Origin of the sequence: Microcella sp. (genome assembly GCF_046293215.1) — a bacterium.
Classification (GTDB): domain Bacteria; phylum Actinomycetota; class Actinomycetes; order Actinomycetales; family Microbacteriaceae; genus Microcella.
On record NZ_JBKBPI010000005.1, the window covers coordinates 124,665 to 137,408 of the forward strand.

12 protein-coding genes and 1 tRNA gene are annotated in these 12,744 nt (G+C 69.6%); 10 read left to right on the plus strand and 3 right to left on the minus strand.

What is annotated here, in order from left to right; all coding sequences use genetic code 11:
• Positions 1–5: 5 nt before the first annotated feature.
• Positions 6–1,511, plus strand: a complete 1,506-nt coding sequence (locus ACK4SC_RS06460; protein WP_409616201.1) for a sensor histidine kinase — start codon at positions 6–8, stop codon at positions 1,509–1,511.
• Here the strand turns inward: ACK4SC_RS06460 and ACK4SC_RS06465 are convergent.
• Positions 1,508–1,756 (minus strand): WhiB family transcriptional regulator, encoded by a 249-nt coding sequence (locus tag ACK4SC_RS06465; RefSeq protein WP_409616204.1) that lies wholly within the window; start codon positions 1,754–1,756, stop codon positions 1,508–1,510. The genes ACK4SC_RS06460 and ACK4SC_RS06465 overlap by 4 nt on opposite strands.
• A 195-nt stretch (positions 1,757–1,951) precedes the next feature.
• On the opposite strand from ACK4SC_RS06465, the gene ACK4SC_RS06470 reads away from it, so the two are divergent.
• Complete coding sequence (locus tag ACK4SC_RS06470; protein ID WP_409616207.1) at positions 1,952–2,344, plus strand: hypothetical protein; 393 nt, start codon at positions 1,952–1,954, stop codon at positions 2,342–2,344.
• Positions 2,345–2,380: 36 nt separating this feature from the next.
• Here the strand turns inward: ACK4SC_RS06470 and bcp are convergent, their stop codons facing one another.
• A complete protein-coding gene (gene bcp, locus ACK4SC_RS06475) occupies positions 2,381–2,854 on the minus strand; it encodes a thioredoxin-dependent thiol peroxidase (protein WP_409616209.1) in 474 nt (157 codons plus the stop codon).
• A gap of 175 nt (positions 2,855–3,029) precedes the next feature.
• On the opposite strand from bcp, the gene ACK4SC_RS06480 reads away from it, so the two are divergent.
• The 3 genes from ACK4SC_RS06480 (at position 3,030) to ACK4SC_RS06490 (ending at position 4,457) form a co-directional block, all read left to right on the plus strand.
• Positions 3,030–3,102 (plus strand) — tRNA-Lys (locus ACK4SC_RS06480).
• A gap of 77 nt (positions 3,103–3,179) precedes the next feature.
• Positions 3,180–3,791 (plus strand): LysE family translocator, encoded by a 612-nt coding sequence (locus tag ACK4SC_RS06485; RefSeq protein WP_409616212.1) that lies wholly within the window; start codon positions 3,180–3,182, stop codon positions 3,789–3,791.
• Between the two features lie 33 nt (positions 3,792–3,824).
• Positions 3,825–4,457 (plus strand): LysE family translocator, encoded by a 633-nt coding sequence (locus ACK4SC_RS06490; protein WP_409616215.1) that lies wholly within the window; start codon positions 3,825–3,827, stop codon positions 4,455–4,457.
• Positions 4,458–4,467: 10 nt separating this feature from the next.
• On the opposite strand, the gene ACK4SC_RS06495 is transcribed toward ACK4SC_RS06490, so the two are convergent.
• Positions 4,468–4,659, minus strand: coding sequence for a hypothetical protein (locus ACK4SC_RS06495; protein WP_409616217.1), 192 nt, complete (start codon positions 4,657–4,659; stop codon positions 4,468–4,470).
• A 175-nt stretch (positions 4,660–4,834) separates the two neighbouring features.
• Here ACK4SC_RS06495 and ACK4SC_RS06500 point away from each other — a divergent pair, with 175 nt between their 5' ends.
• From ACK4SC_RS06500 to otsB, 5 genes are all read left to right on the plus strand, one after another.
• Positions 4,835–5,389: a TetR/AcrR family transcriptional regulator gene (locus ACK4SC_RS06500; RefSeq protein WP_409616220.1), complete on the plus strand. Its 555-nt coding sequence runs from the start codon at positions 4,835–4,837 to the stop codon at positions 5,387–5,389.
• A 3-nt stretch (positions 5,390–5,392) separates the two neighbouring features.
• A complete protein-coding gene (locus tag ACK4SC_RS06505) occupies positions 5,393–8,254 on the plus strand; it encodes an MMPL family transporter (RefSeq protein WP_409616222.1) in 2,862 nt (953 codons plus the stop codon).
• A gap of 2 nt (positions 8,255–8,256) precedes the next feature.
• Positions 8,257–10,341 (plus strand): YhgE/Pip domain-containing protein, encoded by a 2,085-nt coding sequence (locus ACK4SC_RS06510; protein ID WP_409616225.1) that lies wholly within the window; start codon positions 8,257–8,259, stop codon positions 10,339–10,341.
• A 123-nt stretch (positions 10,342–10,464) separates the two neighbouring features.
• Complete coding sequence (locus tag ACK4SC_RS06515; protein ID WP_409616227.1) at positions 10,465–11,892, plus strand: trehalose-6-phosphate synthase; 1,428 nt, start codon at positions 10,465–10,467, stop codon at positions 11,890–11,892.
• A complete protein-coding gene (otsB, locus tag ACK4SC_RS06520; protein ID WP_409616230.1) occupies positions 11,889–12,674 on the plus strand; it encodes a trehalose-phosphatase in 786 nt (261 codons plus the stop codon). The genes ACK4SC_RS06515 and otsB overlap by 4 nt, the downstream gene beginning before the upstream one ends.
• The last annotated feature ends 70 nt before the right edge of the window (positions 12,675–12,744 follow it).

Here is a 12,744-nt window from a genome sequence, read left to right on the forward strand (position 1 = left end):
GCCGCGTGTCGACGCTTTCCGATCTGGTTCATGAGCACAGCGCGCTGACCGATAGCGACATCGACTGGCTCCACCTCATCACCGCCGACGGTCAGCTTCTGGCCGACCTCGCCTTCGCCGACATCGTCGTGTGGGTGCCAGACCGCGCGGGCAGCTACGTGGCCGTCGCGCACTCTCGGCCCTCCAGCTCGGCCACCCTGTTCTATCGCGACTTCGTTGGTCAAACGGTGCGTGCCGAGTGGTCTGACCTGGTCAGTGAAGCCTTCGAAACGGGAACGATCGTCGACTCGTCGGCCCCCGACTGGTACGAAGAGACGCCCACGCGCGTGCTGGCGGTTCCGGTGCAGCGCAGGCCCGGGCCGAGCGAGCCCACGGCGCCCGCGCGGCCGATTGCGGTCATCACGCGGCACACCAACCTGTCCGAGCCGCGCATGCCCTCCCGCCAGGAGGTGACGTTTAACGAGTGCGCCGCCGACATCTTCCACATGGTCGCCACCGGCGATTTCCCGGACCCGAGCGCGCCGAGCGGTCCGCGTCGTGGCGCGCCCCGTGCATCCGATGGGTTGATCCGGCTGGACGTCGACGGCGTCGTCACCTTCGCGAGCCCCAATGGGCTGTCGGCCTTCAACCGCATGGGATTCCAGGGCGAACTCGAGGGGGAGTCGCTCGCCGCTGTCACCACGAGGCTGCTGGCGGGCAAGCTCCAGGTCGACGAGTCGCTCCCGCTCGTGGTCACCGGTCGCGCGCCCTGGCGAACAGACATCGACGCGCGCGGGGTGACGGTGAGCCTGCGGGCGATTCCGCTGCGGCACGCCGGTCAGCGCATCGGCGCCATCGTGCTGTGCCGCGACGTCACGGAGGTGCGCCTGCAAGAGCGCGAGCTCATCACGAAGGACGCGACGATTCGCGAGATTCACCACCGGGTCAAGAACAACCTGCAGACCGTCGCATCGCTGCTGCGGATTCAGGCGCGGCGCGCGCACTCGGAAACGACGCGCGAGGCGCTGACTCAGGCTATGCGCCGCGTGTCCGCGATCGCCGTCGTGCACGACACCCTGTCGGAGGGGCTGACGCAGAACGTCGACTTCGACGATGTCTTCGCCCGCGTGCTCAAACTCATCGCCGAAGTGGCCTCGAGCCACAACACCGTGGTGCGGCCGCGCTCGGTGGGAAGCTTCGGAGTGTTGCCGAGCGCCTACGCGACGCCGTTGGCCCTCGCGCTCACCGAGCTTGTCACGAACGCGGTCGAGCACGGGCTCGCCGGACGGACGGACGGCGAGGTCACCATCGAGTCAACCCGCACCGATGACGCGCTGAGCGTGAAGGTTCGTGACAACGGCGGCGGTCTGGCCGAAGGGAAGGTCGGTTCCGGTCTCGGCACCCAGATCGTGCGCACTCTGATTCAGGGTGAACTCGGCGGGACGATCGACTGGCACACCCTCGCCGGTGAGGGCACCGAGGTGACGATTCAGGTACCGCTGTTGTACCTGCGACCGCGAAGCGGCGACTAGGAGGCGCGACGCGCGCGCGCAGCGCGGCGCTTGAGGGCGCGGCGCTCGTCTTCGCTGAGGCCACCCCACACGCCCGAGTCCTGGTTGGTCTCGAGGGCGTACTGCAGGCAGATCTCGGTCACGGGGCAGCGGCCGCACACGGCCTTCGCCTTCTCGATCTGGTCGACGGCGGGGCCGGTGTTGCCGACGGGGAAGAACAGCTCGGGGTCAGCGGTCAAGCACGCGGCCTTGTCACGCCAGTCCATGGCACAGCTCCTTAGCATTGGGCGATAGCGCGCCACGAAAGTTGGGGGACGCGCTACACCCCGACTCACGGTCGGGGGTAGGTCAGAAAACGAACGGAATGTTCGTCGCCCACGGCGCTGTAGGCGTCACAACAACGGCCTATAGAGTCTCATGTCGAGAACGTCAAATCAATACTTTTGGAGCAATTTCTTACCGTGTCAGACACCCGCCGTACACCTCTGGTAATCGCGCTGATCACCCTGGTGGTGCTGGAAACGGTGTTTGTCGTTGGCTTCACGACGTTCCTGACCCTGCGCTTTGCTGCCGAATCGGCCGACTTCCCCGCCACAGCGGTCGCCTTTCTCATCTGCGCGGCGCTCGTTGGGCTGTGGCTCGTGCTCACGATCATCGGGCTCGTGCGCGCCCGCGCCTGGACGCGCGGCAGCGTGCTGACCTACCACTTCCTGCAGCTGGCGATCGGGGTGGGCAGCGTTCAGGGTTTCGTGCCCCGACCCGACATCGCGTCGTGGATCATCATCCCCTCGGCGCTCGGCATCATCCTGATCCTCACGCCGACCCTCACCGAGTATCTGTCCGAGCGCGACTGACGTTCCGGCCGACCGTCGACGCTCGCCCCGAGGGCGTTACGCGTCGATGCCGAGCTTCTTGCGCAGGCTCGCGACGTGCCCCGTGGCCTTGACGTTGTAGAGCGCGTGGGTGAGCACACCCTCCTCGTCGACGACGAAGGTCGAGCGCAGAACACCGGTGACCGTCTTGCCATACATCGACTTCTCGCCGTACGCGCCGTAGGCGTTGTGCACGGCAAGGTCGGGGTCGCTGAGCAGCGGGAAGTTCAGGCCTTCCTCGTCGGCGAACTTCTGCAGCTTGTCGGCGGTGTCTTTCGATACGCCGAGCACCCGGTAGCCGGCGGCCTCGAGCGAGTTCAGGTTGTCGCGGAAGTCGCACGCCTGCGTCGTGCAGCCCGGGGTCGAGGCGGCGGGGTAAAAGTAGATGACAACCTTCTGGCCCGCGTAGTCCGACAGCGACACGTCGGCGCCGTCCTTGTCGGTCAGGGTGAAGGCGGGGGCGGGGGTACCGGCTTCCAGACGGTCGGCCATGGCGGGCTCCTTGCGAATTGAGGCGTGCGGTGCGGTGGTCGATGCAGTCGGCGATTTCCCGCGCATCCGCTCGACAGTGTATGGATGATCGCTCCTCGGTGGCTGGACGGCCGCCGAGTGGCCGACCGGGTCGCCCAGGTGCTATCGTTTCCTCTCGGCCCGCACGCTGGGCCGCGCACCTCTAGCTCAATTGGCAGAGCAGCTGACTCTTAATCAGCGGGTTCCGGGTTCGAGTCCCGGGGGGTGTACGAACGGCCCCGTCACTCTCGCCAGTGCGGGGCCTTTCGCATTCGCGCACGCCCCGCCGAGGCTCCATACTGACGCTGTGGCAATCGAGACGTGGTGGCTCTACCTCGCGGCGTGCGCCGGGCTGTCGCTCACGCCCGGGCCCAACGGGCTGCTCGCGCTCACCCACGGTGCCCTTCACGGGGTGCGACGCACGGTGTTCACGATTCTCGGGGGCGCTCTGGGCTTCACTGCGGTGATCGCTCTGTCGCTGTTCGGCATCGGCGCGCTCCTGGCCGCCAGCGCTGACCTGCTGTTCTGGCTGAAGCTCGCCGGTGGTGCCTACCTCGTCTACCTCGGCATCGTGGTGTGGCGCTCGCCGCCGATCCAGGTGAGCGCCGCGTCGGGGGCGCGCCCCGCGCATCCTTTCGGACTGTTCGCCCAGGGTCTCTTGGCGGCGACGACGAACCCGAAGGGCATCCTGTTCTTCGTTGCGTTCCTGCCCCAATTTCTCGACCCGACGGCCAGCCTGCTCGCGCAGTTCGCCGTCATGGCGGCCACCTTCGTCGCCGTCGAGATCGTCTTCGAGCTCGTCGTGGCCCGCGCGTCGCAGTCGGTTCAACCGTGGCTCGCGCGCGTCGGGCGCACCTTCAATCGGGTGACGGGCGGAGTGTTCGTCGGCATCGGCGTGCTGCTGCCGCTGCAGCGGTAACGAGACCGGCGTTCGAGGTCGTAGCATCAGCGAGTGATCGACCCCGCGTCCGCGCTCGCGTTCCTCGCCCTCTCGCTCGTCATCATCGTGGTGCCGGGGCCCGGCGTGCTCTTCGTCGTGGGCCGCGCGCTCGTGCTGGGAACGCGCGGGGCCCTCGTCAGCGTGCTGGGCAATGCCGCCGGGGTCGCCGTGCAGATCGTGGTGGTCGCCGCCGGTCTCGGGGTCATCATCGCGCGCTCGGAGGTGCTGTTCACCGCGATGAAGGTGGGCGGTGCGCTTGTGCTCGTCTGGCTGGGTATTCAGTCGATCCGGCACCGCAATGCCATCAGCGCCGACGAGGCGTCGGCCGTCTCGGGGCGCACGCGCACGCTGGTGCGGGACAGCGTCATTGTGGGGTTGACCAACGCGAAGACGATCGTGTTCTTCGTCGCCGCTTTGCCGCAGGCGGCGAATCCGGCGATTGGCTCCCCGACGGCTCAGATGCTCGTGCTCGGCGCGGCGTTTCTCGTGATCGGCATCGCCTGCGACTCGCTGTGGGCGATCGCGGCTGGCTCGGCGCGCGATTGGTTCGCCACCAATTCCCGTCGAATCGCCCTCGTTCGCGCGGGCGGCGGAGCGGCGCTCGTCGCCCTCGGCCTCGGCATGGGGGCGTCGGCCGGGTTCTGACCGGTAGGGCCTAGCGCTCGAGCGCTCCCTGCTCTTTGTTGTCTTCGATGACCGTGCCGACGGCGATGGCGACGCTGATGCCCCAGCTCACCCACATGAGCGCGAGCCGCCAGTCGCGCGGGCCCTGCTTGGTGGCCTTCAGTACGCCCACGGCGCCGAAGACGGAGCTCAGCACGGCGCCGTTCGTCAGGTACTTGCGCATCGGGTTCCCTTCGCGTGATCGGAGCCTTCACGCTATCGCGCGGCCTCGGCGGGATGCACGTTCCGCTCAGCGGGCGCCCAGATTCGGGCGCGTGGCTGGGAAATCACCCCGCGCATCCCAGGATTTCGACCGATCGGTCAGACTCTGACCAATCGGTCAAATACGCTGGTGGCTCGTGAGTCTCCACGACCAGTTGCGCGAGATCGCGCTCACCGAATTCGCCGCCGCCGGCTACGCCGCGACCAGTCTGCAACGCATTGCCGACCTCGCCGGCACGTCGAAGGCCAGCGTGCTGTACCACTACGCGTCGAAAGAGCAACTGCTGGCCGACGCGATGGCTCCGGCGCTCGACGAGCTCACCGAGATCGTGCGCGGCATGGGCGACGTCGCCGCCGACCGCGCCCAGCGCATCGCCTTCCTCGAGCGCTTCGTCGACGCCCTGCTGACCCATCGCGAGGTCGTGCACCTCATCGTCAACCAGTCGGCCACCCAGCAAGACGTGCCCGCGTTCGCGCGCGCCCAATCGCTCATGCGCGAGCTGTCGGACGCCTTCGACCTCGCCGCCGGAAGCACGCTCGAAAAGCTGCGCTACGGCATCGCGCTCGCCGGTGCCGCCTACACGCTCGCCGCCAGTGATCTCCTGGGGCTCGACAGTCCGCCCGTCGACGAGATCCGCCCCGCCCTGAACGCCGTCCTGCGCGAACTGCTCGCCCCCGAAACCGAGGACTAGCCCGTGTCGACCCTGCTCTACCGTCTCGCCCGCGCTGCCTACCGCCGCGCCCGCACCGTGCTCGCGATCTGGCTCCTCGTTGCGATCGGCCTGCTGGGCGTGGGCTTCGGGCTCGGCGGCTCCACCGATGACACGTTCACGATTCCCGGCACGGAGTCGCAGGATGCGCTCGACGAACTCGGCGAACTGTTTCCCCAGGTCGCCGGAGCCACCATCCAGGCCGTCATCGTGGCACCGGACGGCCAACGCGTCGACGACCCAGCCGTGCGCGCCGAGATCGCCGACATCGCCGCCGACCTGTCGTCCATCGGCGGAGTCGACCAGGTGCTCGATCCGTTCGACGAGTTCGCCGACAACCAGGTGAGTGCTGACGGAACGGTCGCGATCATTCAAACAACCCTCGTCGGCCAGCAGGCCGAGGTGACCGACGAGACGCTGGACGCGGTCGTCGCGACGGGCGACGGGCGGGATGCGCGGGTCGAGTTCGCGGGGCAGATCTTCGCCGACCAGGTGCCCGGCATCTCGATCATCGAGGCGATCGGCGTCGGCATCGCCGGGATCGTGCTGCTGATCACCTTCGGCTCGCTGCGCGCCGCCGGCATGCCGATCGTCAGCGCCATCCTCGGCGTCGGCGTATCGATGGGCGGCATCTTCTTCATCGCCTCGCTCGTTCCCGTCTCGAGCGCCGCACCGTTGCTCGCCCTCATGATCGGGCTCGCCGTCGGCATCGACTACGCGCTGTTCATCCTGTCTCGTCACCGCACGCAACTCGCGACCGGGATGGCGCCATACGAATCGGCCGGGGTCGCCGCCGGAACCGCGGGAAGCGCCGTCGTCTTCGCCGGCGGGACCGTCATCATCGCGCTCATGGGCTTGCTGGTCGTCGGCATCCCCTTCCTGTCGATCATGGGGATCGGAGGCGCGGCGGCCGTCGCGGTTGCCGTCGCCGCCGCGCTCACCCTGCTGCCCGCCCTGATGGGGCTCGCGGGTGACCGCCTGATTCCGCGCGAGGGGTCGCGGGCGTGGCGCCGCGCGCATCCGGTCGCCGGGGGACGACCGACGATGGGCCGTCGGTGGGTTCGCGGCGTCATGCGGCGACCGGTGGTGACAACGCTCGCCGTCGTCGCCGTGCTCGGCGCCGTCTCGCTGCCCGCGTTCAGCCTCGACTTGAACCTGCCAGACGGCGGAAAGGAACCCGCCGGCACCACGCAGCGTGAGGCGTACGACATCATCGCCAGCGTGTTCGGGCCGGGTACCGCGGGACCGCTGCTCGTCACCGTCGACATCACGCAAACGACCGACATCCTCGATGACCTCGATGCGATTCGTGCCGAGCTCAGTAACGTGCCAGGCGTTGCGACCGTGAGCCCGGGCATCCCGTCGCCGGGCACAGAGCGCGCGATCTTCCGCGTTGCCCCCGAGACCGCGCCCGACGCCGCCGAGACAAAACAGATCGTCGCCGACATTCGCGCCCTCGGCGTCGAATTGGATGCACGCTACGGCACCCCGATCGCCGTCACCGGGGTCACCGCCATCGGCATCGACATCTCGCAGCGGCTGAGCGCCGCGCTCGTGCCCTTCGCGCTCATCGTCGTGGGGCTCTCGATCCTGCTACTGATGGCCGTCTTCCGTTCCGTGCTTGTGCCCATCAAGGCGGCCCTCGGCTTCCTGCTGTCGGTCGGAACAGCGCTCGGCGTCACCGCTGTCGTCTTCCAGTGGGGGTACGGCGCCGAGCTACTGCACGTCGAACCGGGGCCGATTCTGAGCTTCATGCCGATCATCCTCATGGCCGTGCTGTTCGGCCTGGCGATGGACTACGAGGTCTTCCTCGTCTCGGGTATGCGCGAGCAGTACGTGCACGGCGCGAGCCCCCGCGCGGCGATCGAGGAGGGGTTCACGAACGGCGCCCGCGTCGTCACCGCTGCCGCCCTCATCATGTTCCTCGTCTTCGCGGCCTTCGTGCCCGAGGGGCTCAACCTGATCAAGCCCGTCGCGCTCGGCCTTGCCGTCGGTATCGCCGTCGACGCCTTCATCGTGCGCATGACGCTCGGGCCGGCGCTCATGACCCTGTTCGGCAGGGCCGGTTGGTGGTTCCCTGCGGCGCTTGACCGGGCACTTCCCAACCTCGACATCGAGGGCGAGGCGCTCGGCGCGCACCGCGCCGCCCAGCGGTGGGCAGATGAGCACGCGTCCTCCGTCCTCGTCGTTGACGGGCTTGCCGCCCACGGCGTCGAGGGCACACTCGACGCCGACGTGCCCGCGGGGGCCCGACTCGCCCTCGCCATCGAGGCCGGCTCGCGCCGGCCCCTGCTCGCCACGCTCGCGGGCTATGTGCCCACGGCGGCGGGGCGAGCGCGCGTCGCCGACGGGCTGCTGCCGTCGCAACCGTCCCGGGTCGCCCGACGCGTCACCCTCATCGACCTCGACCCCGTGCGCGTGCCCGCCGGGGTGAATCTGGCAACGCTCGCCGACGAGCGGCTGCGCGCCGCACGGTCTCGGCGCAGCGTCGACGCGTGGCTCGCGTCTCTGGTGTCGCGACTGGCTAGCGCCGACGAGCCCGATCTCGCCCGCACGCTGGAACGGGTCGATCCGCAGGTGCCGCTTGCCGCGCTTGACCCGGGCGTGCGAGCCCTGGTCGCCGCGGCCCTCGGAACCATCGATCAGGCGCCGATTCTGCTGATCGATTCGGGGCACCTCCCCGCGTCGACGGTGGCGGCCGCTGACCGCCTACTCGACTGCACCGCGCCGACCGCCGCCCGCGTCGTCGTCGGCGATGAGGCGGCCACACTGCCTGCCGACGACCGCGCACGGGGGCGATGGACAACGACCCCGACCGTTTCTCTTCTCGACTCGGAGGCGAAGTGATCATGACCCGCCGACCTTCCCGCCTGCTGGCGGCGCTCATCGCCGCGGCACTCGTGCCCGCCGCCATCGTCGGCGTCGCGTTGGCCGCTCTCGGAAGCGGAACTGACGACCCGCTGGCGCGCATCCCGGCGGCCGTCGTCAACGACGACGAGTTCGTCACGACGATCGACGCCGAGGGCGACGAGCAGCTGATCCTCGCGGGGCGGCTGCTCGTCACCGAGCTCACCGGCCCGGACGCGCCCGGCTTCGACTGGCGGCCCACGAGCGCCGCCGACGCCGAGCGTGCCCTTGCTGCTGGCGAGGTGTACGCGGTCGTCACGATCCCGAGCGATTTTTCGGCGTCGATCGCCACGCTCGGCGAGCCGGACGCGCGCGTGGCGACGATCCGCATCCAGACCGACGACGCCCACAGCTATCTCGCCGGCAGCGTCACCCAGGCGCTTGGTGAGGCGCTGGTCGCGCAGTTCGGCGCGGAGATCACGGAACAGGTGCTCGCCGGGGTCGTCGGAGGACTCGGCGACCTGGGTGTCGCGCTTGCCGAGGCGGGTGACGGCGCGCGCCAGCTCGCCGACGGAACCCGCGACCTGGGGGAGGGGGTGGCGAGCCTCGGAGACGGTGTCGCCGGCATCGGCTCGGGTGCGCGTGAGCTCGGCAGTGGCCTGGGAGCCCTCGCAGCCGGAACCCGTGGAGCGGCCGACGGCGCAGCCCAGTCAGCGGACGGATCCCGTCAACTGGCCGACGGCCTCGCCCGCTACGTCGACGGAGTCGGCGGTGTGGCTGACGGCGTGACGGCGTACGTCGGGGGCGTTGACCAGCTTGCCTCCGGACTCGAAACGTTCGCCGCCGAGGTGGAGCCGCTTCCGACCCTCGGCACTGCCATCGTGGGCGTCGACCAGCAACTGGGGCTTCTCTCCGACTCCCTCAGCGAGATCGCGGCCGCACTAGCGACTCCGGGCCTTCCCGCTGAGCAACAGCAGGGGCTCATTCTGGCGCTCGGCGAGCTCGCCTCCGGGGCCGAGCAGCTCTCTCGTGCCTCGGGCCAGGTTGCGGCGCAAGCCGAGTCCGCGCTCGTGTCGGTGCCAGGCGGTGTGGCGGAGTCCGCCGCGGGTGCTCGCGCGCTGGCCGACGGCGGAGGGCCGTTGGTCGACGGCGCCTCCCAGCTCGCCGAGAACGGCGCCCCCCTCGTGGGTGGGCTCGACGGGTTGACGGACGGCCTCGGAGAACTCAGCGGCGGGCTCGATCGTCTCGCCTCCGGCGTCGGCCAGAGCGCGGGTGGGGCCGCGGCGCTCGCCGACGGTGCCACGCTCATCGCTGACGGTGCCGCCGAGGCGGCCGACGGGGCAACCCAGCTCGCTGACGGCGCCGACGAGTTGGGGGCAGGGCTCACGGAGGGTGCCGCCGAGGTGCCCAGCGCCGACGACCTCAACACGGACGTGCTTCTCAGCCCGGTCGCCCTCGACAGCGCCCGCGTCAACGCGGTGGACGGCATCGGGGGCATCATCGTCGCCGCGCTCGCCCCCATCGCGCTGTGGCTCGGCGCGCTGGCGGCCTCCGTCGCGGCGCCCCGCGGCGGCGCAACGCTGGTTGGCTCCGCCCTCGGCGCTCGTGCCCAGCTGCGGCGACGCATGACGGTACTGCTCGGCGTCGCGCTCGCTCAGGGCGCCCTCGTGGCGGTGCTCGCTCCGCTGCTCGCCGGGGCGGCGTGGTCGGCGCTGCCGGGGCTGCTCGCGCTCGCCCTCGTCGCCTCGCTGGCCTTCGCCGCGCTGCACCTCGCCGCGGCGCTCTGGCTCGGCCGGGCCGCGACGACCATTGCCTCGCTCGTCGCGCTCGGCGTGCAAGCCGTCGTCATCGGCATCATCATCCCGGTGGAGGCGCTCGTGGCGCCCTTCCCGGCGCTGGCGGCGGTGCTGCCCGTCCCGATCATCGCTGACGGGATGCTCGCGGTGCTGGCGGGCGGGGACACCGGCCGCATCATCGCGGCCCTGGTGACGAGCGCACTGATCGTCGCCGCGACGGTTCCGCTCGCGGTTGCGGGGGCGCGACAGCAGCGCTCTCGTGCGGTGCGTGCAGCGTATGTCCAGGCGTAGGGAGGCGGGTGCCCCGCGTCGACCACTCTCTGAGAGAACTCTGAATCTCGGCTGATACGGTCGAGCCGGAAACTTGAGCAGCCCCCGAACACCGCCGCCGATGCGGCAGGAACGAGCCAGCGCATGACCGACCGCCGCCAGTACGACTTCGTCGTTGTCTCGAATCGGCTCCCCGTAGATCGGGTCGTCGACCCGGACGGCACGGAACGGTGGCAGCGCTCGCCCGGCGGTCTCGTGACAGCCCTCGAACCGGTGATGCGGGCATCCGACGGCGCATGGGTGGGGTGGCCCGGCAAGCCCGATCTCGAGCTGGAGCCGTTCAGTGCCGATGACACCTACCTGGTGCCCGTCGCCCTGAGCTCTGACGAGGTCGCCGACTACTACGAAGGCTTCAGCAACGACACGCTGTGGCCGCTGTACCACGACGTCATCGCACCGCCCAGCTTCCACCGCGAGTGGTGGGACGCCTACGTGCGCGTCAACCGGCGCTTCGCCGAGGCGAGCGCGGCCATCGCGGCCGAGGGTGCGACCGTGTGGGTGCAGGACTACCAACTGCAGCTGGCGCCGAAGATGCTGCGCGAGCTGCGCCCCGACTTGGTGATCGGTTTCTTCAACCACATCCCGTTCCCGCCGTACGGCATCTACGCGCAGTTGCCGTGGCGCAAGCAGATCGTTGAGGGCCTGTTGGGGGCCGACGTGATCGGCTTCCAGCGGGTCGCCGATGCCGGCAACTTCACCCGCGCGGTTCGTCGACTGTTCGGGGCCGCCAGCACGAAGGGGCACGAGGTGCGCGTCCCCGTCGCCGAAGGCGCGGCGCCGCGCACGGCGATCGCGAAGGCATTCCCCATCTCGATCGACGCCGCGATGTTCGAAGAGTTGGCCCGTCGCCCCGAGATTCAGGCGCGCGCCGCCGAGATTCGCTCTGAGCTCGGCAACCCCGACACGATCTATCTCGGCGTCGACCGACTCGACTACACCAAGGGCATCCGCCACCGCTTGAAGGCGTTCGGCGAGCTGCTGCGCGATGGCCGAACCAAAGCGGGCGACAGCGTGCTCGTGCAGGTCGCAAGCCCCAGCCGAGAGCGCGTGGAGGCGTACATGCAGCTGCGCGACGAGATCGAGCTGACCGTGGGGCGCATCAACGGCGACTACGCCACGATCAGCAACTCGGCAATTGCCTACCTTCACCACGGCTACCCCCGCGAAGAGATGGTGGCTCTGTACCTTGCCGCTGATGTCATGCTCGTGACGGCCCTCCGAGACGGCATGAACTTGGTCGCGAAAGAGTACGTGGCCTGCCGCCACGACAACGACGGCGTGCTGATCTTGAGCGAGTTCGCCGGAGCGGCCGACGAACTCAAAAACGCGCTCCTCGTCAACCCGCACGACATCGACGGGCTGAAGGAGACCATGCTGGTTGCGGCATCCATGCCGGCCAGAGAGCGCGCCAGCCGCATGCGCGCGTTGCGCAAGCGGGTGCGCGACAACGACGTGGCCCGCTGGTCGGCATCGTTCCTCGCCGAGCTCGCCAGCGTTCGGGATGCCCGATGAGCGTCCCCCTCGATCCGGCGCTGACCGAGGCGCTCACCCAGTTCGCCGCCGCACCGCGCGTGCTCATCGCGCTCGACTTCGACGGCACTCTGGCGCCGGAGGTGGACGTGCCCGATGAGGCGCGGGCGCTTCCTGACGCGCACGCCGCGCTGCTGGCGTTGGCCGCGTCGCCGAACACGACCGTCGCCCTCGTGTCGGGTCGCTCGCTCGAGAGCCTCGCGCATGTCGGCCGGCTGCCCGACACTGTGCCGCTCATCGGCTCACACGGGCTGGAGGTGCGTCTCGCACCCGGTGATGTTCGCCCCGCCGCGACGCCGGCAGACCGCGCCCGGGTCGACGCGCTGCGCGCCGTGGTGGCCCCGCTTGTCGAGATGGTCGACGGGGCCTGGATCGAGAACAAGCCCGCCGGCTTTGCCGTGCACACCCGCACCGTTGAGCCCGCGGGGGCCCGCGCGCTGATCGACACTGTCCGGGGGGCGGCGCGACAGGCCGACCCCGGGTTGACGGTTCGCGACGGCAAGAACCTCGTCGAATTTTCGGTGCGGGACGCGACCAAGGGCGACGGGCTTCGCGTGCTGCGCGCTGAGCTGCAGCCTGACGCTGTGCTCTTTGCCGGTGACGATGTGACCGACGAAGACGCCCTCGCCGTGCTCGAATCAGGAGATGTCGGCATCAAGGTGGGGGAGGCAGACACGGTCGCGCAGCACCGCATTCATGACCCCGAGGGAATGGTCGCCGTACTGGAACTGTTGGTGGCACAGCGGGGCACAGTCGCCGAGTAAGGGCGGCCCCGACCGGTAAACTGACCTCTCAGGATCGGTGCTTCAGGCGCCTCCTGATCGCGCCCACATC